Origin of the sequence: Devosia riboflavina, assembly GCF_000743575.1 — a bacterium.
GTDB classification, from domain to species: Bacteria; Pseudomonadota; Alphaproteobacteria; order Rhizobiales; family Devosiaceae; genus Devosia; species Devosia riboflavina.
This window is the reverse complement of the sequence record NZ_JQGC01000006.1, coordinates 43,443-67,041: the sequence shown is the minus strand read 5'-3', so window position 1 is coordinate 67,041 and position 23,599 is coordinate 43,443. Positions and strand designations below refer to the sequence as shown.

Below are 23,599 nucleotides of genomic sequence, written 5' to 3'. Positions count from 1 at the left end.
GTTCTTCAAAATGGGGCATCCATCTGAGAGATCTCGCGCTTAACCGCGGGATCGATGCCGGCCCCCGGAGCGGGGACGGCCTTTGCCTTTCGCTCGGTGCGGTCGGACTTACCGGTCCACCAAATGAGCTTTGCGTCGTTATCGCGCTCGACGTAGCCGTGCAGCACGAGGGCCTTACCGGCTACGCCGACCGCACGGTCGAACTCTTTCTTCCGGTTCTCGGGCTCGTTATCCGGTGTTGTGAATGGCCACTTACGCCAGAGCCTGTCGAAGAAGGCCTTCGCGCCTATTACGCGCTTACCGCGCGGCACGCCCACCACGCTCATGGGGGCATCTATGCCCTCAATGTCGATCGCGTCGCGCAAGACCCGCAAGAAAATCGTCTGGTTTGCGGACAGCTTGCCCTCGGCGACGAGTCCGTTTTCGTCACCATTCGGGCGATCGACGACGCATGTAGTGATCGGCTTGCCATCAGGCTTTTCGCCAACCGGGACCTGGCGAAGGACGAACCGGTGTGGAGGCCCCTTCTCGCCATCCTTGTTCTTGTCGAGCTGGGCTGTTCGGATAATGCGCTGGTTCTGGTCCCGGATTTCGAGCTCGGTGACGTTGAGGACGTTCGCCACGTCTCCCGTTAAGGAGGTGTGGCCGCGCATCTTGCCTTCGGCGCTCTTGTGAATTGGCACCACAACCGCGCAGTCCAGCTCAACCGAAATCCTCTCAAGTCGGGCCAGCACCTTCGTCATGTCCTGCCCCGCATTTTCATTGGCGCCAGTGATTGCCTTGTTGAAGGTGTCGATGACGACCATCCGGATGGGCAAGTCGTAGTATTCGGCCCAGCGGCGGCCCTCCGCTATGAGCTCGTCGGTATCCTTGTCGTCGACGAAGAGGTTGATGCGTCGCGTCAGAACCTCGAATGGGATATTGCTGCGGTCCTCAATTCCGCGGTCCAGCAACCAGCCATCGATGCGCTTAGCAACGCCCTGCTTGCCCTCGCCAGCTTGGTACAGCACGAGACCCGGAAGCGTCTTCATGCCCCAGAAATCCCAGCCCATTGCGATGTTGCCGCACATCTCCAGAATGAGAAACGTCTTGCCGGATCCTGACGAGCCGGGAACCATAACAACGCCCTGACGGTCGAGGAAATCATCGATAAGGAACTCGTGCTGCAGATCTTTGCGGTGCAGGTCATGGACGCCAACGGCCCCGAACTGTGAGACCGGCCGGCGCGGCCGCCAGACCGGCAATGCGGCAGCCAGCTCCAACAGCTTGACCAATGTCCCGCCCTGCTGCACCCATTCCACCAGGTCGCCCTTGAGCGGGATATTCGGCAGCTCCAAGACCTTCACCGAGCGCGCCACACGGCGGAGCATCGCGGCAACCTTCTCGGCATGGTCCTTGCCCTTGATGCGCGGTCGACCGTCGGAATGGAACAGCGGTTCCCCAGTCTTCTTGTCGGTCATCTGTGCGTCGTTGTCGGGGATGATGACGACGTCAGCGCCGCGGAAAACCGCGACCAGCGACTGATCGAAGTTCTCGCCGCCGCCGCTGTTGCTGGTCGGGTCGATACCAAGCTCTACGCCGCAATCGACCGCTTTCTCGCCTTCGAGGATGAAGATCGTCTTGCCAGCCTCAATCGCCAGTTCGACCTGGCGCCGCCGGTAGAGCCCGTGAGGCACATCCTCGTCGAGCGTCAGCAGCTCTGCCTGAGGGTATCGGGCGTGGAGATCCGTGTCGTATTTAAGGAAATCATCGCCCTTGCGAATGCGCATGAACTTGCCGGCCTTCAGGCCCCAAACCCACGAGCCATCAGGCAGACCTGATGGTCGGCGCTGGCGGAAATCCTTGTCTGGCTTGCCGGTCTTCGGATCTAGCTCCCACGAGCCGTCCGGCATTTTGAACTGGATGCGGCAGTTTTGGTAAATCAGCGTGCCGTCGCCATCCTCATAGTCGTAGGTCTTGAACAGCGTCCACTTGCCCTGGCGCTCGCGTTTTGGCTGTGGCGCCTCGGGTTGCTGCTCTTGCCGTGGTTCCGGTCGTGGCGCAGGGGCGCGCGCAGGCCGCGACGAAGGCGACCCCGGATCGTCTGGCAGGCTTTCGCCGGCCATCTCTGCCACGAGCTTCACGGCGTCGACAAACTCCATGCCCATGTGAAGCCGGAGGAATTGGAAGTGGTCGCCGCTATACCCGTCGCCGCAGACGAAGCACTTGAAGAACCCCTCCTTTTCAAGGGCGTGGAAGGACGGATCGGCCTCACTGTGGAACGGGCAGCAAGCCCACATATCGCCCCTGCCCGGCATCGACTTGGTCGGATCCCAGGCTACGTACTGACCGATCAGTTCGGTGATCGGCACCTTGTCCTTAATGCGCTGCAGGAATGCGTCGGAGAAGCGGTCAGTCATAGGCGTCTTCCAGCAGCGACAGTTGCGCGGACTGGCGGTCCAGTTCGGCAGCGCATCTTGGATTGATCCAGAGAACTTCAGTCCGTGGGCGGGCGCCGTCGGCCAGAGCTTCGCGCTCAACCCGGCGCCAGTCCTGCAGCGCATCGTCGTAGAGAGGCGAAGGGTACCCCGACAGCACGACCATGCCCTTCAACGTGGCAAGAAAGCTCAGCAGGTCTTCGTGATCGGTGACCGATAGCTCGTGCCGATACTGGCGCTTTGGGTCGTAAGGGTTAGCTCTGTTCCGCGTCTCGGGCAGATATGGTGGGTCCACGTAATGCAGCGCATCGAGCCCATCATGCGTCTCCATCACCTGTAGTGCCGGGCGCCGTTCCACGATAACCCCGCGCAAACGGTCGGTCATGGCAGCAAGGGCTTCGGGATAGTTGCGCCAATCGTGCGCTGGTGTCGTTCCCGATCGGTTGGAACTCGACCTAAAGCCCGTGGTTTTGTGCCCGCGCCCTTTGTCGGAGTGAGCGTTAGAGCCGAAACCCATGAAGCTTCTGATGATCAGGCGCCGAGCCTGCTCGACGGGATCGGTCGTCTCGTCCCAGCCAATCTCAAATTCCGCTCGCGCAAAAGGAGTGAGCTCGAGCTTACGCTTGAGCGCGCCGGCAAGGGTGTCGTCCTGCAGCACGCGAAATAGGTTCACGGCGTCATCGTCGAGGTCATTGTAGATCTCGGCATATGAGCGCTGCTTGCGCATGAGGACTGACGCGGCCCCACCATAGGGCTCGACATATACCCTGTGCGCAGGGAAATGACCGATGATCCAGGGCGCGAGCAGCCATTTCCCCCCGTGCCAACGAAGCGTAGGACGAGGAACGGTCATGCCGCGCTATCCTCTTCGGTGGGGCTGTCGTCCATGGGTGCGGGCGGCTGCATAGCCAGGTAGCCCTTGCGCAGCAGCGGCCCAACCAGCGGCCAATCTGCCTGCATGCCGCACAGCAGGTTGCCGACCTGATCGAGGTCGTCGGCGAAGGCCCGCTTGTTCCGGACGTGGACTTTGACTTCGCCCGCTACCTTTGGGTCTGCAAGCATCTCGGCGGGCCAGCGGAAGCGGATGCGCTCGGCCTCGGCACGGATCTTGTGCTCGAGGTCGAAGAGTTGGGACACGCCGAGGCTCATGGCGTCACCTCATAGTCGCCGGGCCGCTCAAGCTTGCGCCGGCTGGGCGGGATCCAGGCCAGTTCGGGCCGTCCGTCATGGTCTTTGACCCAGACCACCCACGAATAGGCCGTCGCAGACGACGGACGCCGCCACTTCTGTGCTTCTTCGTCCCAGTAGAGTTCTGCAGGGTTGCGGACCACCCCTTTGAACATCGGAACGCGTTCTACGAACTGTAGAAATGCTCGAGGCGGTGCCGGACGGAAGAGCTTCAGGTAGCGCCCTTCCCCTTCGATGAACGCCGTGCGGACGAGCATCGCCACGCCCACTCTGGCGCGCAGCAGCGCGCGCAAGATGAATTCCTCGGCGAGCGAGAACGGCGGGTTGGTGATGATCCAGTCGAACTCGCTAGTGTCGTCTGGGAAGAGGAAGTCTGCTTGGGTGCCGTATCCGCGATCGACCAAATCCGACGCCGACACCGACTGAAAGAACTCCGCCAGTGCCCGCGCCATATGCCCTTGACCGCACGCGGGCTCCAGACACGTCAAGCCCTCGACCGGGCCGATATTCTCAATGATCCAGCGGATAAGAGCGCGCGTGGCCCAAAGCGGCGTTGGGAAGTAGTTGAGCTTGTCGCCGTGATCCAGACGCTGCTGCATCACGGCGGAAGAGGTATTCTGGGCCATTAAGAGGTCTTCCCGAGCCGAGCTTTGCGGGCTTGCGCGTCGGACCTCATGCGGGCTTCGACCTCGCCTGCCACTCCATTCGGCAGCACCCGGGCCGCCTGCGCCATGCTCTCGTCTGTCACCTCAACGCCGGGCGCGGTGCGAAACTGCACCAGGTAGGTCGACACGCTAGAGACCTTCGCCCCGAGCTGCTTCGCGATGAGCGACGCAGTAAGGTTCGGGTGCTGCTCGTGGATCTTCTGGACGCGGTATTTCAGCGTGAAGCCATCGATCGGCCCTGGCTTCTTGGGCTGGGCCCGCTGCAGTTTCGATATATCGATCGGTGGCTCTGGGACGACGTCGCCCGCTCGACCCGTCATAACGGGCAGCTTCTGCTTGCGCACGGAAGCCGAGGTGTAGTGGACAGACTTTCCAAGCCGAGCGGCAATCTCCCGTCGTGTAAGCTGCGGATCGGCCGTGTGCAGCGCCAGCACGGCCTTGTCGAAGTCGGTGAGCGCGCCGGATCCCACGGCGCTACTGGTCGTCCCGCCAGTTCGGGTGCCGCCGGCCAAGGCGGCGTCCAAGTTTTTCGTACGCCTACTTTTCTTCGGGGCTACATTTTCTCCTCCCGCGGGTTGCGCTCCGGTATCCCCGGCAGCTCGGATGACGGGGCTTTCACCCGCCGCGGAGCCGGTTTCCCGTTCCTCGCCACTCGGTGCCGTTTCTGGCGAATTGGGTGCGGTCTCTCCCGCCGTCACGTCCATACCCTCAGACGTTGCAGACGGTGCCCGGTCACCGCCAACCCTACTCACTGCCTCGGCTTCCTGAGGTCCGCCGGCCGGTGCCGACGGTTCGGACATCGCAGACCCTGAGGTTGCGTCATCAGCAGCTTTCGCTTGGGATTGATCGGCGGAGGACGAGAGGGCGTCGTCCTCCGCCGTGGCGTCCGCTGGAGGAACGGGCGCCGCCGCAGCCGGTGCATGGGAGGTCGGCTGCGTAATCAAGGTGCCGAGGACGTCAGAGACCTCGCACTGGTAAAAATAGGCGATCATCGACAAGGAGGCCGTCGCCAGGTTGCGGATGTCACGCTGCGTATGCTGGGGGAACAGGGTCATGCTGCGGCCCTCTGGGTCGAGGGCGCCGAGAACAGCCACCCTTGATCGTTGTTGACGACAAGGCGGGGCCTTGGGCGGTAATTGTTCCGGAAGAGCACATAGGCCATGTCGGGGCAGACCGAGTTGCCGATCTTGTGCCGCTGGTCGGTTTCGGTGAGGAAGCCGCCATTGAAGGGGGCGGCCAGGATGTAGCTTTCACGGAAACCCTGCGCCCGAGCGAGTTCGCGGGGCGTCAGCATGCGCATGCCGATGTCGATTACGATCCACGGGCCGACGGTTACGAACTCGCGATCATCCCAGCAGCCGTATTTGCGCAGGAAAGCCGCGACCTTGCGCGCACTATCGAGATGAGCGTCAGTAAGCGGCGCGACCTCCACCTCGGCTTCGACATGACCGAAGCGCGGCTTGACGGTGACGGTTCGAACAGGCGCGTCTGGGGCACCACCAACCTCGTCGGAACCGAAATACGCCGTCATGAAAGGCATAACGACGCCGGTATGCTGACCTTGCGCAGTGGTAGCCGGTGCCGGCTCTTCAACAGACGAGGCGCGACGATCGCTGCCCTTCATCGAAATCATATGCGCGGAAACAACCTGCGTCTTTCCCCCGCCACCAGGCATGATCGCGCCGACCGGCTCTTCCATGTCGCTGCCGACCGAGTTTCCGAACTGGCGACCTAGGTGCGCGGCGATTACCGCCTGTTGAGATCCCGTCGTCGCTGCAGTTGACAGCGGATCGGTAACCTCACGACCGATAGGCGCCCTCGGGCCTCCGTTATGCTGGGCCAGGTAGACGGCCGTCGCGCCAAGCGGCGACGCGCCGCCCGGGCGCTTGATGAAGCTATTGGCCGTGACTGTTGGAACCGCTTCGTCGGCCGCAGTCCCTACACCGCCTGACGTGTGCTTGTTCAGGTAAACGGCCACAACCTGGTTGGTGTCCTTGGTCGACGCTTCGATTGTGTGCGCAGGATCCTCAGCCGACCGGCTCCGACCTCCGTGCTGGCCATGAGAAAGGAATGGAGCGAGTTCCGCTTCCACAACACTCAGACCCGCACCGCCGGCGGTCACGGTGTGGGTTGGTTCGTCGGCCCCAGCAAACGGCTTGCCCGAGTTCCGCATCGTCATCAGATGCGGCGCGACCGTCGCACCGATCAAAGCATGGCGCGGGGCCGTATCGATCGTGCGGATCGGCTCGTTCACATCCGACGAGCGGTCGAGGCCGCCAGCACCGGGGCTGTGGTAGGCGCTGAGGTGGGGAACGACGAGCCCGTGGGCGTCACGCGCAGCGGCGACGGTATTGAACGGCCGGTCTAGCCCGCCCTGCCCGCGGAACCAGTCTCCGCCATGATTGAGGGTAACGATGAACGGCTCTTCCCGCTCCAGCACATAGCGCAGAGTGCCCATGGCGATGCGCGCCTCACTGTTGCGCGCCAGGGGACGGATGATGCGGGTTCCCGTCGCCTTGGTGTAGGCCTTGGCCTCTTCCTTCGTCATCAGGATGGACGGGCAAGGCCTATTGAAATCGAGAATATCGGCAGCCACCGGCCAAGCCTGCATCTCACCGCTGGCCACCTGTTCCGACTTGCGGTCCGCATGGGTTTCGGCCGGCCAGATGATCTGCTCGCCGTCGCAGCGCATCATGATGTAGAGGCGTTTCCGGATCGTGGGGGCGCCGAAGAAGTTCGCGCGCAGCACTCGCCATTCGACCGTGTAGCCCATCTTCTTGAAGCGCTTCACCCAGCGCTTGAACTCTTTGCCCTTGAGGTTCTTGTCGGGCCGGCTCGTCATGTCGAGATCGCACCAATCCTGGAACTCCTCGACGTTCTCCATGTAGATTTCGCGCGGCCGCACTTGGTCGGCCCAGTGCGCCACCACCCAAGCGAGCGAACGCACCGACTTGCTGACAGGAGCGCCGCCCTTGGCCTTGGAGAAGCCGCGGCAGTCGGGAGAAGCCCAGAGAGCGCCGACGGCAATGCCGCCCGTCACAGTCAGCGGATCAGCGGTCCAGATATCGGCCGTGAGATGCATAGTCCGCGGGTGATTGGCGGCGTGCATCGCAATGGCCTTGGGATCATGGTTGATGGCTATGTCGACAGCGCAACGGTGGTCGTCAGGAAGAAGCCCAGCCGCGCGCATGTCGCGCATAGCCATCTCCATACCCTCGCTCGCTCCGCCGCCACCTGCGAAGCAGTCGATGATCAGCTCTTGGTTGACGTCGAAGCCATGCGCCTCGGCGAAAGACAGGAAGGAATTGTGGAGGATGGCGTTCATTTTGCACCTGCCGATGGTGCTTCGCCGCCCTTGGGGCGAGCATATGCGACGCAGGGCGGAGAGGCGAAAATGAAAGCGACAGGATCCGACTTTAGGATCTGCGGATCATGCAGCGTCCTCGGCAAGACCTTCACAGGTACCGTGGCTATCTCGCAGTGGAGCACAAGGCTGTAGAGGTTCATGGCGGCCCTCACCGCCATTCCGGAGCGAACGGAATGTCATCGTCCAGCCCACCTGTGTCGAACGCTGGGCGGTTGCCGGACGGCCGTCCGCCACCGGAGTATCCTCCGGTCAAGCTGCCGCCGTGGTCGCGGTCACGCGTGGAGCCATACTGGCTTTCGTCGCGGCTGCCTTTGCCTTCGCCAGCACTGCCGAGCTTGCGCACCTCGCCATTGAAGTCGGAGACGACGATCTCAGTCGAGTAGCGCTTTACGCCGTCCTTTTCCCACGAGCGCGTCTTGATCGCGCCCTCGACGTAGACCTGGTCACCCTTATTCAGGTAGTGCTCGCAGAAGCGTGCCGTCGACTCTCGGAACACAACGATGTTGTGCCACTCGGTGGTCTCCTTCTCATTCCCGTCGCGGTCCTTCCATTTGTCAGACGTTGCGATCGAGAAGCTGGCGACGGGTTTGCCGGCGCCGGTGTTGCGGATTTCTGGGTCTTTGCCCAGGCGGCCAATAAGAGTGCCGCGATTGAGATCTCCAGCCATGACTATGCTTTCATCTGCGGCAGATAGGCCGCGTTGCGGGCGACAACGTCGCGGATTTCTTGGGGAGTGACCGCGAACACGCGGGCGATTTCGACAGGGCTGTTGCCGGCGCGGATTAGGTCCGCAAGGCGATCCATTTGCGCGAGCGACCAGACGAAATTGAAAAGGTCGTGGCGGTATTGCGGGGGAACTGCGACCTTCATCAGAACACCACGTCGGCGTTGCGGACCTGGCGCTGAACGTCGATCCGGAAACGACCGATCAGCGCCGCCTCGGCGCGGCCGGCGTCCATTTTTCGGGCGAAAAGCGACGAGTGCTGCGGCCAAAGGCGGGTGGCCAGCCTGCGGGCTTCATCCTTGTCAGCGGTCAACCTGTGGTGCTTCTTCCACCTGGCGGGGGCCACCGTATCGAGTTGCATCCCCAGCGCGCCAACAGCGCCGTGAAGCGTTCCAGTGCCAAAGCCAAAGGAGAAAGCCTGCACACCGCCGTCGTCAGGGCGCGAATGGACATCTTCGATGACAGCCTGCGCACCGGCATACGGGCGCAGAATGTCGCCGAGGGAGTGCACGTTGATGTGGTTGCGGGTCCGCTCCTTACCCTTCACCATCTTCTTGACGGCGAAGACCGGCATGTCCACGACCGAGAGCAGGTCGCCGTCATCGGTGAGAAAAGCGATGGCGCCAGTGACGCCGGGGTCCATGCCGATCGTAGTCATGGCTACGCCGCCTCGGCTTCGGATTCGACGGGGGCGAACATGCAGAACTGGCCGGAGGCGTCGGCCCAAATATCCGCGAAGTCCTCGTCGATGCCCTCGTCGATCTTTTCGATCTCACGCTCGAGCTTGCGGCGCTTGAGGAGCGGGTTCAGCACCTTCAGCGGAATGCTGAGGTCGTCCTTCGCTTCCTTCTTGGCGGTCTTGATCTTCTCGGAGATCTTGCCGCACTCGGCCATTGCCGTGGCCATAATGGAGGCCTTCTGCGCTACCAGTGCTTCGATCTCTTCGAGCTTGGCGGCGAGATCGTCGTCGTCATAGGTATTTGGGCGCTGTTCTGACATCGCGCTGCTCCTCAGTAGCCGTGCTGCAGGAAACGGCGCATTGTGGCCGTGTCGGCGGTGCCACCGTCGAAGATGTGCGCCATCAAATACTGGGCGCGGCCACGACGAACGCTGAGGCCCCGAAAGCCCTTTGTCGGGTGGAGCTGACGATCTTCCTGGTGCTCGTTAAAAGACTCGAGGGTCTTTCGGCTCGGCTTGGTGCCGCCTTCAAGAAATTGCCGCTGAAGGGCATTGCGGGGAATGCGGATCAACCCACGCTGGGAAAGCGATTTAAGGGGCATTGGTCACTCCAATAAAAATCCCCGCCGGCGCCATTGCCGACGGGGTCGTCATGCGGCCGCAGCCGCGGGAAAATTCAGAGGGCATGGAAGGCGGTAGCCGTTGTCGTTCGCGGCAACCTGGCGGTCGCGCTGACGCGCCCAGTCCATGTGGCGGCTGTCGACGGCACGGTCGTCATCGTCGAGCGCGTACCACCAGTCCTTGACGGTCCCTGCCCCGACTTCCTTGCCCGACTGGGTGGAGATGAGGTTGGCAAGGATGGCGAGCTGACGGGACAGCTTGAGGCCGGGGGCAACGCGGGCAGCGATTTTCTGGATACGACCGCGGAGTTCGGCGCGGGGCAGTTCTGAGCTGGCTTTGATCTTTTCTGACACTTCAGAACATCCTTCAGGCAAAGAGGAGCCGTCAGCGCACCACGGGGTGCTGCTCGGAGGGCTCGGAGATGATGGAAAGCGTGGTAGTTAGCCGGTCGCCTGAAGCGCCGGCTCTGGTGGTGGACCAAAGATGTCCGGCCGCAATTCATGCCTGGACATGCCGGTCGATGCTTCCACCTTGAGCGCGTCTTCAGCGGATAGACCTTTGCCGGACTGCACCCGGTACGAGACCACCTGCTGAGAGACCTTCAGGATCGCGGCGAGTGCTCGCTGGCTTCCAGCGGCTTCAATCGCTTTTTCGAGTGCTGTTTTTGGTTCCATGCACAAATCAATAACAAATGAATTGGTTGGTTTCAACCATTTTCTTTGTGGGGACGATTTGTGAGCGACAGCCTAGGTTTGCCGCATGAAAAAGTCTCAGAGATCGATAAATCCGAAACGTGTAATCCAGGCCAGAGAAGCAATGGGGCTATCTCAGCAAGAGCTGGCCAAACGTGTAGGAAAGACACAGCAGGCAATTGCCGCGGTTGAGATGGGTGTAACGAAGAACCCCACCTACACGGACGTTCTGGCTAGATCCTTGCAGGTCGATGTTCTCTATCTTTACGACGAACAGGAGATGCCCCGGGCCCCGCGACCTAGAGTCTTTGAGAGCTTCGACCCGGATGCAGTCGATGCAGCCCTGCCCGAGGGAATGACAGTCGGCTCTGAAACGGGCCGCCAAGGCATACCCGAAGGCACTGTCCCTCAGATCGATGTCATTGCTGGAATGGGCGGGGGCGGCCTAACGCTGGTCCACGAAGGAGTGCCCGGCCGCAATGGAATGACCTTCTCAGCCGAAGCGGTAAGCGACTTTTGGCGCTTTCCCCTTGCACTACTCCGGGCCGCAGGCGTTAGCCCTGAGGACTTAGCGATACTTCCGTCTTCGGGCGACAGCATGTCGCCCACCGTTCTGGATGGGGAGTTCGTTGTGGTGAACACGAAGCATCGCCTTCCCTCGCCGGACGGGATCTATGCTCTCACAGACGCCTTTGGCGGGATTGTCATCAAGCGCCTCGAGCTTACGAGCAAGCCTAACGACGAAATCCAGACCGTTCGGATTATTTCGGACAACCCCAAACACGCTCCCCGCGAGTGGAATTTGGACGAGGTCCAAATTATTGGAGCGGTGCTCTGGAGATTTGGAAGAATCAATTGAGCCCTTTGCCAACGAAACTCATCGTTTATGTAGCGTTTGCTCGTGACGAAGAGGGCGAACTTCGGCCCGCATTTGAAGCCCGGGAAGCTCAGTCCGAATCTGGAGCGAAGCAACAGGCAAGGCTACTTTGGGCGAGCGGAAAATATGAAGGCGTGATCGCTTGGTCCCGCGAGGCTGACCTGATCAACGGTGAATTCGGGGAGCCGGTCACGCTATTTTCTGAAGGCGAGATACCGGAGATCGAATGATGCGAGCACATTGGCTGGTATGCTTGGTTATTTTCGCAACCCCGGCCGTTGCAAGTGATGCCGGCTTGTCTTGCCAAGCATTGGTCGATGAGTTCGAAGATCTCCGATCCACGCGCTCGACGGTCCCGGCCTTATTCGACAAGCCGTTTCACTTTGATGAACTGCGCCACGCGACAGTCGGCGAGGCGGTCCTGGAAGACCGGATGGAGCAACCTCAAATAGCGATCAAGAACCACACTGGCTATCTCGACTGCAGGCCAGACGGCTCCTTTGCACTTCTGGATATCTGCGCCAACCTGGTCCCGGAAAGTGACGATAAGTACCTGGTGAGTAGATTTGAGCAGGTCATTGCGACCCTGCTGAACGCTGTTGAGAACAAGCTGAACATCCCAGATGTCGAAGCCGAGCCCTTGTTTGCACAAGCTGCCGCAGACCTGCAGAATGCCCTGGTACGAGGAGACAACATTCCTCACGGCACCTCCGACGACCTCGTTCTTGCCCAAGGCTGGTTCGCCAGGGCCTATACGACGCCGGAATGGGGCGGCATCACTCCACCCCAGTTTTGTTTTCAGCTAGAGTTTTTCGAGGAATAAAGCGCGGCGTAAGCCTCGCGCGGTATATCTACTAGGTATGTACATAGGGGGCCTTACGGCCCCTAAACTATCTCCAGATCCTCAGTGTGACTCGATTTCACCCAGAACTCCCAAGGGGGTTATAGGGGGATTTGCCATGCCTCTGTCAATGGCAAAAAACCAAAAGATTTGTCGCATAACCATCTTTTTTGTTGCTGATCACAAATTGATTGGTTATGCATTGGTTGTCCCGAACCGGAGCAACCGATGCAGCCCCTACCACCATCCTCGGCGGCCCAAGCGTCTTTCCTCAAGGCATTTGAGGAGTGGCACGGCCGCGCCCCTACCGACTTTCCGCTGGCAGCGCCGCCATGTGATGGCGTAGGCGCAGTCGATGAAGATGCGATCTTGGCAAAGCTCTTTTCCGCTGTCGCGTCTCCCGCCCCCTACTTCCCACCAACACATTCGATGGCGGTGCTCACCGCCGCCATCATCGTCCACCAGCGGCGGCTCGACACTGCTTGGAATGCCGCCCGCTCGTCCGCCCCCGGGGTCGTCGCTGATCGCTCGGCGTGGACAGAGCTTCGCCCCTACGAGGCGATGATTGCTGTCATGCACGGCTGGCTCGACGCCCTCTGGACCCGTTTTGTGGGAGAGGTGGCGTGAGCGCTGCTGTCAACCATCACTCGTTCCCTTGCTTGGCTGATTCCGCGTGGACCGGCTTGGGGAGGGGAACCTCTACGACGCGTCTCTCCGCGCAGCTCTGCCGCTCTACGCGGCGCATCTCGCCGCATCACCACTCACCAGCCCCAACCTTCAGGTCGCCAGCACCCGCGTGGTGCTGGTCTCCGGACGGTTGTTCGAAAACGGCGCAACACGCCGCTGCTCGGCGCGACGCTACGCAACGCCTCGCTACGCTCATCTCTGCCACTCACCAGCCACAGCTTGTCTCGTTCCAGACGCTTGACCGCGTCAGGCGCCGGGCAAGCCCCGATCGCCGAGCCGCATCACATCATGGCGCAGCGCCACGCTTCGTAACGCAGCTCTACGCTCCGCTCCGCATCGCAACAGCCAAATAGGAGGTCATCGTGAAAATCTGTCTCGTCACCATTAAGTCCGCCACTCCCTACAGCCAATCGAAGGCGGTCGACCCGGATCAGTTTCCGAAGCTCGAGAAAGAAAGCGCGGACGGTTGGGACAAGCGTCTTTGGCGCGAGAAAGCCACCTACGATAGCAGTGGCATCGTGTGCATCCCCGCGATGGCACTCAAGATGTCCGTGGACGAAGCGGTGAAGCGCCTCAACATCGGCATCCCGGGTCGCGGCAAGTCCACTTACACCAAGTTCTTCACAGCCGGCCAGATATGCGAGGCCGACGTCTCGCTCGGCATCCATAAAGACGATCTTGAACAGATTGATATTTGGGCGAATGCCGACGGCGTTCGCGGGTCGGGAAAGCGCGTCCGTCGCCGCTTCCCGATCATCAAGGAATACGAGGCGGTCGCTCGCTTTGCGATCCTCGACGACATCATCCCCGAAGCGATTTTCGAACAGGCGATCACTGAGGCTGGACGCCTCGTCGGTATTGGCCGCTTCCGCCCGGAGAAGGGCGGCTTCCTCGGCCGCTTCCACGTCACCGGCTTCCAGTGGTCCACGGTCTAGTCCCCGCACCTCGTCGATCCGCCACGCACCACCCCTCAGTGCTGCGCATAGCAACAGCCACCAAAAGGAGACCCCATGACCAGCCCAACCTTCCAGATGTCCGCTGATGCGCGCTTGCTGATGCAGCACATGTCATCGGCGACTGTCGGCCAGACGTTCACCTACAAAGAACTGGGTGCCGTGATTTCTCGTGACGTCGACGGGTCATCAGGCCCCCTGCGAACAGCCCTGCGCCGGCTTCTTCGCGACGAAGGAATGGTGTTCGGCACCCTCATCGGCGAAGGCGTGAAGCGTCTCAACGACGAAGAGATCGTTGCCGAAGGCGGTAATGCCGCTGAGGCAATCCGGCGCAAGGCGAACCGGTCGTTTGAGCGGCAGATGAAGGCGGACTTCTCCCGCTTGCCGCGTCAGACACAGGCGAAGTTTACCGCCCAGGTGTCGGTGATGGCTTCCATAGCGATGATGACGACGGGGAAAGCCCTTGAGCGGGTGGCGGCTGCTGCAAGCCCTGCATTGAAGGAAATGCCAGTCGCCGCGACGCTCGCCATGTTCGTCGGAGCGCCGAAATGAGCACCCTAACCCCGAACCAGAACCGCATCCTCGAAATTCTCGCGCACTCCGCCGATTCCAAGCCGGGCTCGACGACACTGGGCGACCTCCAAATGGACAGCCTCGACATTCTCGATGTGCTTATGGAGATCGAGGTCGAGTTTCAAATCCAGATCCCTGATGACGGCTGGACGGTCGACACCACCATTGAAGCTGTCGTCGAGGACGTCGAGCGCTTGATCGGCGGCAAGTCATGAACCGCCCAATGACGATTATCGCTTGGGGCGCAAGTGCCGGTCTCGCGGCCTTCTTCGTCTACGCCCTTTGGGTGCTGTCGGCTGACGCTCCTCCCTACTACTGGGCGGTGCTGGCTTTCCTCGTCGCCCTCTTTGTCCTCGTTTTGGTGGTTCAGCCATGACGGACGCCACCCCAAGCATCGGAGAGAGCGCCATGTCGAGCGCCACCACCAGCATCGCCGTGCTGGTAGAGACTACCCCTGCCCTGGTGTTCAACGATCCCGCCAAGGCAGACGAGCTGTTTGCTCACATCGAGCAGGAAATCACGACGGCCCCAGTTGACCTGGCAAGTGATAAGGGCCGCAAGGCCGTGGCCTCGCTCGCCTACAAAATCAGCCGGACCAAGACCGCAATCGACGACGCCGGCGCCGAACTGATCCAGGAAGCGAACAAGAAGGTCCAGTCGGTCAATGCTGAACGCCGGAAGTTGCGCAACCGGCTTGATGCCCTTCGGGACAAGGCTCGCAAGCCCCTCGACGACTGGGAGGCCGAGCAAGCCAAGCGGAAGACCCAGTGTCAGGCCATCGTCGACGGCCTGAAGCAAGCCGGCAAGGTAACGATCGAGGACACGACCGAGACCCTGCGGGCCCGCATCAAGCAGGTTCAGAACACCGAGCTCCATCTGGACTACCTCGGCGATTTCTTCGACGTCGCCTCCGACGCACGCGACACCAGCCTTGCCATCCTGAACTCTGCCCTCCAGCGCCAGATCCATCTCGACGAAGAGCGCATCGAACTTGCGCGTCTTAGGGAGGAGGCGGAGCGCCGCAACGCGGCGGAGGCGGCCGAGAGGAAGGCGCGCGAGGACGCGGAACGCAAGGCAGCCTATGTCGATGCCCAGATCAAACACATCGTCAATTGCGGCCTCGGCCTGATAGACGGCCGCCCCTACCCCATAATCATCCTTCGGCGGGAGCTGCAGGAGAAGGTCGTCATCGACGAATCCTTTGGCGATCGCCGCGAGGAAGCCGAGGCCGCTAAGCTGGCCGCCCTGAAATCACTCGATGATGTCGAAGAAAGGCAGCGCGTAGAACAGGTCGCCGCGGAAGAAGCGCGTGCCGCCGAAGCGGAGGCAGACGCCCAGCGGCGTGAGCGCGAAGCCGCTCAGCGCGTCTTGGACGAGGCGGAAGCCCAACGTCTTCGCGAGGAAGAAGAGGCCGATGCTCGCGCGGCCGATCAGCGGCACCGCACCACAATCATGCTCGATGCCGAGGAAGCTGTCATGCGGGCGGCCGGTATCGGCAAGGACAAGGCGTGGAAGATCATCACCGCGATCGCCGCCGGCAGCATCCCCCACACCACCATCAAATTTTGAGGCACCCATGACCGAACTTCGTAAAGTCGAAGACGGCGAGATCATCACGTCGCTAGGCTATTATGACATGTCGAACGACTGGTATCACCGCCAGTGTACCGAAGGCCCATCGCTCTCCAGTACCGGCATCCGTCGGCTGCTCCGCAGCCCGGCAGAATTCTGGAAGCACTCCGAACTCAACCCTAACCGTGCGGAAGAGCCGGAGAAGGAGGCTTATGTTCTCGGCCGCGCTGCGCACCACCTTGCGCTCGGCGAAGCCGACTTCGGCAAGCACTTTGTCGCGCGCCCCGAAACGTTGGGAGGCGAGAAGTGGCACGGCAACCGCACCGTTTGTAAGGACTGGCTGAAAGCTCGCGCCGAGGAAGGCCGCGCCGTCCTCTCACCCACTCAGGTCGAGCAAATCAGGGGGATGGCTGGCGTTCTCGATTGGCAGAAGGGCATGACCAATTGCGGCCTGGCCAATACGCCGCTGGTCGCGCAAGGCGGCGCGCTCTCGGGCGAAATCGAACGCTCGCTGATCTGGGAATATGACGGGGTCTGGCTGAAGGCCCGCCCCGACGCAATCCCCGGCGACAGCAACGACTTTGCCGACCTCAAGACCACCAGCTCCGGCGTCGAAGACCGGGATCTGAGCTGGACCGTGATGGACCGCGGATACTTCGTGCAGGCCGCCCTTGTCGGGATGGGCTCTGCCGCCGTGCTTGGCCGTCACATGGAAGGCTTCCATCTCGTCTTCGTCGATACCGGCAACACGCACGCAGTGTCGATCCGCACCCTGCTCGACGAAGACATCATTCGGGGTGAGCGCGCTGTGTTCACCGCCATTCAGATTTTCAAGCACTGCATGAAGAGCGGCTATTGGCCGGGCCCCACGGCCAGCCAGGCGGATGCCCAGCCCCTCTCCCTTCCCGACACCGGCCGTCAGAACTTCGACAAGCGTCTCGACATGCTCGAAAGGCAGTTTGCATGACCATCGACCTTACCGAGCACCCCACCACCGACCAGGCCGCATTGCCGGCGCCAGCGCAGGCACGCAACACCCTGACGCGCCTTTCATCTGAAGGTGGCGGCATCGTCTTCCACACCGTCGCTGAAGCGCGCGATATCGCCTATCTCATGGCCGGATCGGACAAGGCGGTCCGCAAGCACCTGCGCAACAACCCTGGCGCATGCTTCGGCATCGTTATCCAAGCCGTCGAGTGGGGCATGTCGCCCTATGCCGTGGCCAACAAGAGCTATGAGGTCAACGACCAGCTCGCCTATGAAAGCCAGTTGATTCAAGCCGTCATCCTCCGCCGTGCGCCGATCAAGGGGCGCATCCGGTACCGGTTTGAAGGCGAAGGCAACGACCGCCTCTGCATCGCATCGGCGACCACCCTGGAAGGTGAAGAGGTCGAATACAAGTCGCCGAAGTTTTCGGTCATCACGCCGAAGAACTCGCCGCTGTGGAAGAACGATCCGGACCAGCAGTTTTGCTATTACTCCGGTCGGGCCCTTTGCCGCCGGCATTTCCCGGACGTCCTCCTCGGCATCTACGACATCGACGAGATGGAGGGGGCGCAGCAGATGCGCGACGTCACGCCTCCCGCTGGATCCGGCCTGGCCGCACGCCTTGCGGCATCCCAGTCATCGACGGGCTTCAATGCTGACACCGTTGCCGCAGAGCTGGCGCCGCAGGCCCAGGAACGAAAGCCAGAGGTTTCCGAGACGGTGGCCTCACCGATCACGGATCCCAGCGCAGTGGACTGGCTTAACCGCGAGTATGCCATTCGTGCCATCAAGTCTGGGATCCTGCCCACTGGCTACTCCCGCGGCGGCGCGGGCGAGCTGATCGTTCCCGCTGACGCGGGGCAGCACGTGAATGGCCATACCGCCATCACGGCGCTCTTCAGCGAAATCCGCTCCTCCTCCGGTGCCGTCTTGAAGACCAAGAACCCACCAAGCGACGAGCAGGCAGACCCAGAAGTGCTGCGGGATGCGACCTCAACGGCGCTGTCCGGCGCCGAGCGTGAAGCGCCCGAAGGCCTCAATGAGGCTCAGACCGGGTTCTGGCTTGCCAGGTACGACGAAGTGCTCGCTGACGCGGAGACGAATGGGTGATGGCCGGCGTTCAAATCAACCTTTCCCCCGAGGCCGCTCGCCATATCCAAGACGGTCTTTCCGACCTCGCCTGTTGGGCGCGCGGTTACACCTGCGGAATGCCGGCGGACGATCGCCCATTCTACGCGCCGATGGGTATCTCCCAGCTCCAGGACATCAACATTGCTTTGAAGGGAGCGATTTCGGACTTCGACACCAACATCCTTACTGAGAGCGACCGGGAGATCGCACGTTTGCGTCGCTGGTTGCACCAGATCGACGAGTACTGTGCCGCTAGGCCGGGCCATAGCTCAACCGACTTCGTTCGGGAGGCAGCCTTGGCCGCGCTTAGACAGCAGCCGTCCCCTGAGGGCAAAGGGTTGCAGGGTTTCGTGGCATGACCGAACTCGACCTCAGCCACTCCCCCGCCATCGCTCGAGTCCTCGACTTCGAGACGACTGGCTACCCCGAAGATGAAAGCTCCGAGATCATCGAAGCCGGCACCATCGACGTCGACCTCCTCGCCGAGGGCTTCCCCATCGTTATGGAAAGCTGCTGGACTTCGCTGTTCAAGCCTTCCGGCTTTATCCCGGCGGCCACTATGGCAATCCACCACATCATGGACGCCGACGTCGCCGACGCGCCGCCGAGCATGACGGTGTTCCCGCACCTGCTTCGCGGCATGACCGAGGCCGATGTCTACGCGGCCCACAACGCCAAGTTCGAACAGCATTTCTTCAACGGCCGGGGCCGCAGTTACATTTGCACCTACAAGTGCGCCCTGCGCGCCTGGCCGGATGCGCCGAACCACACCAATCAGGGCCTGCGGTATCATCTGCAACTTCCGTGCGACCGCAAGCTCTCAGACCCGCCGCACCGGGCCTTGCCCGACGCCTACGTGACCGCGCACATCCTGCAAGCGTTGCTGCGCCTGCGGCCGCTCGGCCGCTTGGTGGAGATCTCCAAGGAGCCCGCCTTCCTGACGAACATCACGTTCGGCAAGCACCGCGGCAAGTCCTTCAAAGAGGTCGCCCAGAGCGACCGCGGTTACCTCTCGTGGATCATCGACAAATCCGACATGGACGAGGACGTCAAGTTCTCGGCGCAGTGGTGGCTGGAGAAGTCCAATGGCTGACAAACCCTTCCTCTTCTCTGGCCCCATGGTCCGCGCGTTGCTCGCCGGCACCAAGACGCAGACGCGGCGCGTCGGTGGCCTTGGCGAGATAAACAAGAACCCAGGTCGGTATCGCTTTCTTGGCATCGTCTCCGGGCCGGGCGCTCCCCACTTTGCGTTCCATGACCAGACCCTCAACTTGCAGGTGCTGGTGAAGTGCAGCATCCAGCCTGGCGACCGGCTCTATGTCCGTGAAGCTTGGAAGGTGCAGCGCGTATTCGACGATTGGGCGCCGGCGAACTCGAAACGCGGCGGTCCGGTCCTTCGACAAAAGGAATGTGCCCTCCGCTACCTGGCGGACGAACCGACAGACCTTTGGTTGGGCAAGCATCGGCAGGCCATGCACATGCCCCGCTGGGCCTCTCGCATGACACTCACCGTCACCGATGTGCGGGTCGAGCGGCTGCAGGATATCAGCGAGGCCGATGCCTTGGCTGAGGGCATCGCCAAGACCGATTTCACCGATCGCAACGAGCAGTTTGGCGTCAAAGTCAAAGACGACGAGTGGTGTGTCGGCTCATCGGCGAGGACCGCCTACAGCGTTCTTTGGGCCTACGTAAACGGTGAAATGGATGCGACCACACAGGACGGCTCCTGGTACGGAAACCCTTGGGTCGCCGCCTACACCTTCACCGTCGAGCACGGCAACATCGACCAGTTGGCGAGGACTGCCTAATGCAGTGGTCTCCCCAGCAAGACGGCGCCCTGAAGCAGGTGTCGACCTGGCTACGTGACCCGCAGGGACAGCAGGTATTCCGGCTGTTCGGCTGGGCTGGTACCGGCAAGTCAACGCTCGCGGTGCACCTGGCCGAAGAGGTGAACACGGTCGTATTCGCCGCCTTCACAGGCAAGGCCGCCTTGGTGATGCGCAAGCGTGGCTGTTTCGGCGCCAGCACGATCCACAGCCTTATCTACACAATGGTCAACGAAATCGGCGGGGAGCCGAAGTTCGTCCTCAACCCCGATAGTGAAATAGTCGACGCGGATCTCGTGGTCATCGACGAGGTGTCGATGGTCGGCGCCGAGCTGGCGCGCGACCTCCTCTCATTCGGGAAAAAGGTTCTGGTGCTGGGCGATCCGTTCCAGCTACCGCCAGTCAAGGACGCCGGCTATTTCACCGACGTCCGGCCAGACATCATGCTCACCGAGATCCACCGTCAGGCCGCCGACAATCCGATCATCCGCATGTCGATGGACATTCGAGAGGGCAACGGGCTCGATTTCGGCACCTATGGCGAGAGCAAGGTGATCCGCGCAGCCAATGTCGACCGCGATGACGTTCTGACTGCCGACCAGGTGCTATGCGGCAAGAACGCCACCCGCATCATCTACAATGATCGCATCCGTCAACTGAAGGGGATGCCGCACCGCGAGCCTGTGCCGGGCGACCGCCTCGTTTGCCTGCGGAACAATCACCAGAAGAACCTCCTCAACGGCCAGTTATGGCTCGTAAAGCAGACCTTCCCCAAAGGTCGCGGCAATATGGAGCTTTTGCTTCGCCCAGACGACGCTGGCGCACGCGCCGGTGACGCCTTGGTCTTCACTCACGAAAAGTGGTTCCAGGGCCGGGAAGAGGAGTTCGATTGGAAGGATCGACGCCGGTACGACGAGTTCTACTTCGGCTACGCGCTGACGGTCCACAAGGCCCAGGGGAGCCAATGGGAAAACGTCTATCTCTTCGACGAGAGCACCGTCTTCCGCGATGACCGCGATCGTCACCTCTACACGGCGGTGACTCGAGCGGCCGAGAAAATCACGGTGGTAGCGTGATGCCCAGGTGTCCCGTTCCCTTCTTCCTCCGGTGGACCTATGGCCGGAGCAACACCTTCCTATGGTCGGTTCGCGGCCGGGTGACGTTCAGATGAAGCAGCGCTTGAACTGCAGCGTGCCAGGCTGCACGCGGACCCGTGGCGATCGCAAAGGTGACGTCCTCGGTCCGTACATCGAATGGATCTGCGCTGACCATTGGAAGCTGGTCCCGCGATGGATGAAGGCCGCCCGCAACCGCGCTAGACGCCGCCTGCGCCGCGCGGAATCGATACTGGCGACTGTTGCCATGGTTGAGGCATGGACGACCGTCCACGAAACGGCGCGGCGAGCCGACGCTGCTCAGTGGCGCCTATGGAAGCGCCTTAAGCGAGCGGCGATCGAGCGGAGTGTGGGGCTATGACTGCTTCCCGTGTCAACCGTCCGGACACCGCCTTCTCGCTGGACGGGCTGCGCCAGAAGCAACCCAGGCGGCACGATAAGCAGCACATGGCTTGGCTGCATGAACTGCCGTCCGTCGTGCCCGGCCACGAGCCAGTGCAGGTCGCCCACATCCGCTATGCCGACGACCGGTATGGCAAGCGATCGGCCGGCACGGGGCTGAAGCCCTCGGACTGCTGGACGGTGCCGCTGGCAGCGGACCAGCACCGCCGGCAGCACAGCATGAACGAGCGCCAATATTGGGAGGCAGTCGGGATCGATCCGATCTTGATTGCGGCCCTGCTCTACGCGGTTTCCGGCGACACAAGCGCCGGCACCCAAATCATTCGCAACGCACGTCAAATCAGCAGGAGGGCCGCATGACGCTTCCGATTGAAGTGCTGGTTATCCTCTTCGAGGGGGCGCCAGTCCGTTTCGCCTACGAGGTCGTCGATGCCCGCGACTTCCTTGCCGACATCCTCGAGGAGCACGGTGAGAGCTTTCAGGTTTACCGGGTTTTCGCCGAAGAGCAGGACGCCAAGGACATCACCACCGACTTCGCCAATGAGTGGGCCGGCGACCTTGGGTATGGCGACGGCGACGATCCGGACGAGTTCCTGCGGCCCTTTACCGGGTTCGTCCTAGGCCACATCCGCGATGACCTGATCCGCGAATACCGCGCATCCCAAGACCATGCCGATAGCGACGCATTCGAGCGTTCGAAGATACGGAGCCTGTGATGACCCCATACCCCCTCGCCTGGCCCGAAACCATGCCTCGGTACAAGGCCGCCCGCCAGGCCGGCCAGTTTAAGACCACCCTCGCCGGTGCCATCAAGAACGTGCAGGACAGCCTGCGCCGGTTTGCTGCCGACAGCGGAAAGCCGCTGGGCGACATCGTCATCAGCAGCAACGTGACGCTGGGCATCAACAACCCGCAGGATCCGGGCGTGTCGGTCTGGTTCACCTGGGATGGCCTGTCGGTCTGCATTCCCGTGGATCGCTACTCGAAGGTGGAGGCCAACCTGCAGGCCATCCACCACATCATCGAGGCTCGGCGCACCGAACTGCGCCACGGCACGCTGGCGCTGGTGCGGGCAACCTTCACGGGGTTCGCCGCACTCCCGTCGCCAAGCACCACGCGGACGTGGCGCGAAGAGCTTGGCTTCGGCCCCAACGACAAGCCGACATCCAACCTGGTGGAATCGCATTTCCGCGACAAGGCGAAGACAGCGCACCCTGACCGCGGCGGGAGCAATGAACTGATGGCCGCGCTGAACCGTGCTCGCGACGAAGCGCTCGCCGAAGTTGGGAGAAGCTGATGGCAACGATCGACGAGATGAAGCAGACGTCCATTCGTAGGATCAAAGGACCGACGATCTTGCTCGGATCCGGCACCTATTACGATTTCGAGGCTCCCGAGACGTCCGAGATTACTATTGAGGATGTAGCCTACGGCCTTGCCTATGCTTGTCGCTTTGCAGGCCAATGTTGGAGCCCGATCCTTCAGCGACGCGTCTTCTATAGCGTGGCCGAACACTGCGTTCGTGGGAGCTATCAGGCGGAAGACGATGACCGTCTTGATCTGGCACACGACTTCCTGATGCATGAGCTTGGCGAACCGGTGTGTGGCGACATGACGGGCCCCCTGAAGTCGCTTTGCCCTGAGTATAAGACTGTCGAGAAGCGCTGCGAGGCTGCGAATGCAGCACGCTTCGGTGTTGCTATCGCAGACCCAGACGCAATCAAGCTGATGGATCTTCGCATGCTCGCAACTGAGCGGCGCGATCTGATGCGATGGGGTGGTGAAGAATGGGAATGGTCTAGAGGCGCGCAGCCCTATTCGTTCAAGATCATCCCATGGGCGCCTGATGTTGCAGCAGAGGCTTTCCTTCAGCGGTACGAAGAACTGGGTGGCAAGCTATGAGTGCCGCTCCGATGGTGCCAGCAGTGCTCGTCCGGATCGACCAGAACAGTTGTCTCAGCATCCTGCAGGACGAGCACGTTCAGGTGGTCCTGCTCGATGAGCGCGTGGTCCCCGAGTTCGTGACGCTGCTCCCGCGCCGCAACCAGGCGGAAGAACTTCTGTTGGTGCTGGGCGACAAATACCCGGTGTCGCTCGCCGAGGACCAGGAAGGGACGGCTGCAAATGCGCTGGCCCAGCTTTACCGCAGGCGGATACTGGTTGGCTCTCTTGAGCCATCCGCACTGCTCTCTGGCGATTGCTTGGGGGAGGCGAATAAATGCGATTAAGCGCACCGCCCAAGCGAATGTTGAGCAAAGATGAGGCCGCGAGCTACTGCGGCTT

The 23,599-nt window shown here is 61.7% G+C and carries 33 protein-coding genes; 20 read left to right on the top strand and 13 right to left on the bottom strand.

The window, feature by feature from the left end; translation table 11 throughout:
* Nucleotides 1-5 precede the first annotated feature (5 nt).
* From JP75_RS07500 to JP75_RS07435, 13 genes are all read right to left on the bottom strand, one after another.
* Nucleotides 6-2,399, bottom strand: a complete 2,394-nt coding sequence (locus tag JP75_RS07500) for an AAA family ATPase (RefSeq protein WP_035081166.1) — start codon at nucleotides 2,397-2,399, stop codon at nucleotides 6-8.
* Entirely contained in the window at nucleotides 2,392-3,270 is an 879-nt protein-coding gene (locus JP75_RS07495; protein ID WP_035081164.1) for a DNA adenine methylase, read from the bottom strand. The genes JP75_RS07500 and JP75_RS07495 overlap by 8 nt, the downstream gene beginning before the upstream one ends.
* Nucleotides 3,267-3,566 carry a hypothetical protein gene (locus tag JP75_RS07490; RefSeq protein WP_035081161.1) on the bottom strand — a complete coding sequence of 100 codons (300 nt, stop codon included), beginning with the start codon at nucleotides 3,564-3,566 and terminating at the stop codon, nucleotides 3,267-3,269. Before JP75_RS07490 ends, JP75_RS07495 begins: the two co-directional genes overlap by 4 nt.
* Nucleotides 3,563-4,231 carry a class I SAM-dependent methyltransferase gene (locus JP75_RS07485; RefSeq protein WP_035081159.1) on the bottom strand — a complete coding sequence of 223 codons (669 nt, stop codon included), beginning with the start codon at nucleotides 4,229-4,231 and terminating at the stop codon, nucleotides 3,563-3,565. The genes JP75_RS07490 and JP75_RS07485 overlap by 4 nt, the downstream gene beginning before the upstream one ends.
* Nucleotides 4,231-5,325 carry a hypothetical protein gene (locus JP75_RS07480; protein ID WP_035081156.1) on the bottom strand — a complete coding sequence of 365 codons (1,095 nt, stop codon included), beginning with the start codon at nucleotides 5,323-5,325 and terminating at the stop codon, nucleotides 4,231-4,233. Before JP75_RS07480 ends, JP75_RS07485 begins: the two co-directional genes overlap by 1 nt.
* Nucleotides 5,322-7,595, bottom strand: coding sequence for a DNA cytosine methyltransferase (locus JP75_RS07475; RefSeq protein WP_051960470.1), 2,274 nt, complete (start codon nucleotides 7,593-7,595; stop codon nucleotides 5,322-5,324). Before JP75_RS07475 ends, JP75_RS07480 begins: the two co-directional genes overlap by 4 nt.
* Nucleotides 7,596-7,785: 190 nt before the next feature.
* Entirely contained in the window at nucleotides 7,786-8,304 is a 519-nt protein-coding gene (locus tag JP75_RS07465) for a single-stranded DNA-binding protein (protein WP_035081152.1), read from the bottom strand.
* A 2-nt stretch (nucleotides 8,305-8,306) separates the two neighbouring features.
* Entirely contained in the window at nucleotides 8,307-8,507 is a 201-nt protein-coding gene (locus JP75_RS07460; RefSeq protein WP_035081149.1) for a hypothetical protein, read from the bottom strand.
* A complete protein-coding gene (locus tag JP75_RS07455) occupies nucleotides 8,507-9,019 on the bottom strand; it encodes a RuvC family protein (RefSeq protein WP_051960469.1) in 513 nt (170 codons plus the stop codon). The genes JP75_RS07460 and JP75_RS07455 overlap by 1 nt, the downstream gene beginning before the upstream one ends.
* Nucleotides 9,020-9,021: 2 nt before the next feature.
* Entirely contained in the window at nucleotides 9,022-9,360 is a 339-nt protein-coding gene (locus JP75_RS07450; protein WP_035081147.1) for a hypothetical protein, read from the bottom strand.
* A gap of 11 nt (nucleotides 9,361-9,371) precedes the next feature.
* Nucleotides 9,372-9,641, bottom strand: a complete 270-nt coding sequence (locus JP75_RS07445; protein ID WP_035081144.1) for a hypothetical protein — start codon at nucleotides 9,639-9,641, stop codon at nucleotides 9,372-9,374.
* A gap of 48 nt (nucleotides 9,642-9,689) precedes the next feature.
* Nucleotides 9,690-10,013 carry a hypothetical protein gene (locus tag JP75_RS07440; protein WP_035081141.1) on the bottom strand — a complete coding sequence of 108 codons (324 nt, stop codon included), beginning with the start codon at nucleotides 10,011-10,013 and terminating at the stop codon, nucleotides 9,690-9,692.
* An 87-nt stretch (nucleotides 10,014-10,100) separates the two neighbouring features.
* The gene (locus tag JP75_RS07435) at nucleotides 10,101-10,370 is read right to left on the bottom strand and encodes a transcriptional regulator (RefSeq protein WP_244446272.1); all 270 of its coding nucleotides are present in this window, start codon (nucleotides 10,368-10,370) and stop codon (nucleotides 10,101-10,103) included.
* A 49-nt stretch (nucleotides 10,371-10,419) separates the two neighbouring features.
* Between JP75_RS07435 and JP75_RS25190 the strand changes: the two genes are divergently transcribed.
* The 20 genes from JP75_RS25190 (at nucleotide 10,420) to JP75_RS07330 (ending at nucleotide 23,544) form a co-directional block, all read left to right on the top strand.
* Nucleotides 10,420-11,211 carry a LexA family transcriptional regulator gene (locus JP75_RS25190; protein WP_084587533.1) on the top strand — a complete coding sequence of 264 codons (792 nt, stop codon included), beginning with the start codon at nucleotides 10,420-10,422 and terminating at the stop codon, nucleotides 11,209-11,211.
* Nucleotides 11,208-11,459: a hypothetical protein gene (locus JP75_RS07420; RefSeq protein ID WP_051960467.1), complete on the top strand. Its 252-nt coding sequence runs from the start codon at nucleotides 11,208-11,210 to the stop codon at nucleotides 11,457-11,459. The genes JP75_RS25190 and JP75_RS07420 overlap by 4 nt, the downstream gene beginning before the upstream one ends.
* The gene (locus JP75_RS07415) at nucleotides 11,456-12,052 is read left to right on the top strand and encodes a hypothetical protein (RefSeq protein WP_035081136.1); all 597 of its coding nucleotides are present in this window, start codon (nucleotides 11,456-11,458) and stop codon (nucleotides 12,050-12,052) included. The genes JP75_RS07420 and JP75_RS07415 overlap by 4 nt, the downstream gene beginning before the upstream one ends.
* Nucleotides 12,053-12,439: 387 nt before the next feature.
* Nucleotides 12,440-12,697, top strand: coding sequence for a hypothetical protein (locus tag JP75_RS26155; RefSeq protein ID WP_152565758.1), 258 nt, complete (start codon nucleotides 12,440-12,442; stop codon nucleotides 12,695-12,697).
* Nucleotides 12,698-13,119: 422 nt separating this feature from the next.
* Nucleotides 13,120-13,692, top strand: coding sequence for a hypothetical protein (locus tag JP75_RS07405; RefSeq protein ID WP_035081132.1), 573 nt, complete (start codon nucleotides 13,120-13,122; stop codon nucleotides 13,690-13,692).
* 75 nt (nucleotides 13,693-13,767) lie between these two features.
* Nucleotides 13,768-14,262, top strand: a complete 495-nt coding sequence (locus JP75_RS07400) for a hypothetical protein (RefSeq protein WP_035081129.1) — start codon at nucleotides 13,768-13,770, stop codon at nucleotides 14,260-14,262.
* A complete protein-coding gene (locus JP75_RS07395) occupies nucleotides 14,259-14,498 on the top strand; it encodes a phosphopantetheine-binding protein (RefSeq protein WP_035081127.1) in 240 nt (79 codons plus the stop codon). The genes JP75_RS07400 and JP75_RS07395 overlap by 4 nt, the downstream gene beginning before the upstream one ends.
* A gap of 8 nt (nucleotides 14,499-14,506) precedes the next feature.
* A complete protein-coding gene (locus JP75_RS26490; protein WP_160194656.1) occupies nucleotides 14,507-14,659 on the top strand; it encodes a hypothetical protein in 153 nt (50 codons plus the stop codon).
* A complete protein-coding gene (locus JP75_RS26485; protein ID WP_160194655.1) occupies nucleotides 14,656-15,852 on the top strand; it encodes a hypothetical protein in 1,197 nt (398 codons plus the stop codon). The genes JP75_RS26490 and JP75_RS26485 overlap by 4 nt, the downstream gene beginning before the upstream one ends.
* 7 nt (nucleotides 15,853-15,859) lie before the next feature.
* The gene (locus JP75_RS25185; protein WP_051960466.1) at nucleotides 15,860-16,822 is read left to right on the top strand and encodes a PD-(D/E)XK nuclease-like domain-containing protein; all 963 of its coding nucleotides are present in this window, start codon (nucleotides 15,860-15,862) and stop codon (nucleotides 16,820-16,822) included.
* Nucleotides 16,819-17,952: a recombinase RecT gene (locus JP75_RS25180; RefSeq protein ID WP_051960465.1), complete on the top strand. Its 1,134-nt coding sequence runs from the start codon at nucleotides 16,819-16,821 to the stop codon at nucleotides 17,950-17,952. The genes JP75_RS25185 and JP75_RS25180 overlap by 4 nt, the downstream gene beginning before the upstream one ends.
* Nucleotides 17,952-18,332, top strand: a complete 381-nt coding sequence (locus tag JP75_RS07375; protein WP_035081124.1) for a hypothetical protein — start codon at nucleotides 17,952-17,954, stop codon at nucleotides 18,330-18,332. Before JP75_RS25180 ends, JP75_RS07375 begins: the two co-directional genes overlap by 1 nt.
* Nucleotides 18,329-19,066, top strand: a complete 738-nt coding sequence (locus JP75_RS07370) for an exonuclease domain-containing protein (RefSeq protein ID WP_051960464.1) — start codon at nucleotides 18,329-18,331, stop codon at nucleotides 19,064-19,066. Before JP75_RS07375 ends, JP75_RS07370 begins: the two co-directional genes overlap by 4 nt.
* Nucleotides 19,059-19,781 (top strand): hypothetical protein, encoded by a 723-nt coding sequence (locus tag JP75_RS07365; protein ID WP_035081121.1) that lies wholly within the window; start codon nucleotides 19,059-19,061, stop codon nucleotides 19,779-19,781. The genes JP75_RS07370 and JP75_RS07365 overlap by 8 nt, the downstream gene beginning before the upstream one ends.
* Nucleotides 19,781-20,875, top strand: coding sequence for an ATP-dependent DNA helicase (locus JP75_RS07360; RefSeq protein ID WP_035081119.1), 1,095 nt, complete (start codon nucleotides 19,781-19,783; stop codon nucleotides 20,873-20,875). The genes JP75_RS07365 and JP75_RS07360 overlap by 1 nt, the downstream gene beginning before the upstream one ends.
* Nucleotides 20,876-21,271: 396 nt before the next feature.
* Complete coding sequence (locus JP75_RS07350; RefSeq protein ID WP_035081113.1) at nucleotides 21,272-21,676, top strand: hypothetical protein; 405 nt, start codon at nucleotides 21,272-21,274, stop codon at nucleotides 21,674-21,676.
* On the top strand, nucleotides 21,673-22,032 hold the full coding sequence (locus JP75_RS07345) for a hypothetical protein (protein WP_035081111.1): 360 nt from the start codon (nucleotides 21,673-21,675) through the stop codon (nucleotides 22,030-22,032). Before JP75_RS07350 ends, JP75_RS07345 begins: the two co-directional genes overlap by 4 nt.
* Nucleotides 22,032-22,613, top strand: coding sequence for a hypothetical protein (locus JP75_RS07340; protein WP_035081108.1), 582 nt, complete (start codon nucleotides 22,032-22,034; stop codon nucleotides 22,611-22,613). The genes JP75_RS07345 and JP75_RS07340 overlap by 1 nt, the downstream gene beginning before the upstream one ends.
* Entirely contained in the window at nucleotides 22,613-23,218 is a 606-nt protein-coding gene (locus JP75_RS07335; protein ID WP_051960463.1) for a hypothetical protein, read from the top strand. The genes JP75_RS07340 and JP75_RS07335 overlap by 1 nt, the downstream gene beginning before the upstream one ends.
* The gene (locus JP75_RS07330; RefSeq protein ID WP_035081106.1) at nucleotides 23,215-23,544 is read left to right on the top strand and encodes a hypothetical protein; all 330 of its coding nucleotides are present in this window, start codon (nucleotides 23,215-23,217) and stop codon (nucleotides 23,542-23,544) included. The genes JP75_RS07335 and JP75_RS07330 overlap by 4 nt, the downstream gene beginning before the upstream one ends.
* Nucleotides 23,545-23,599: the final 55 nt, after the last annotated feature.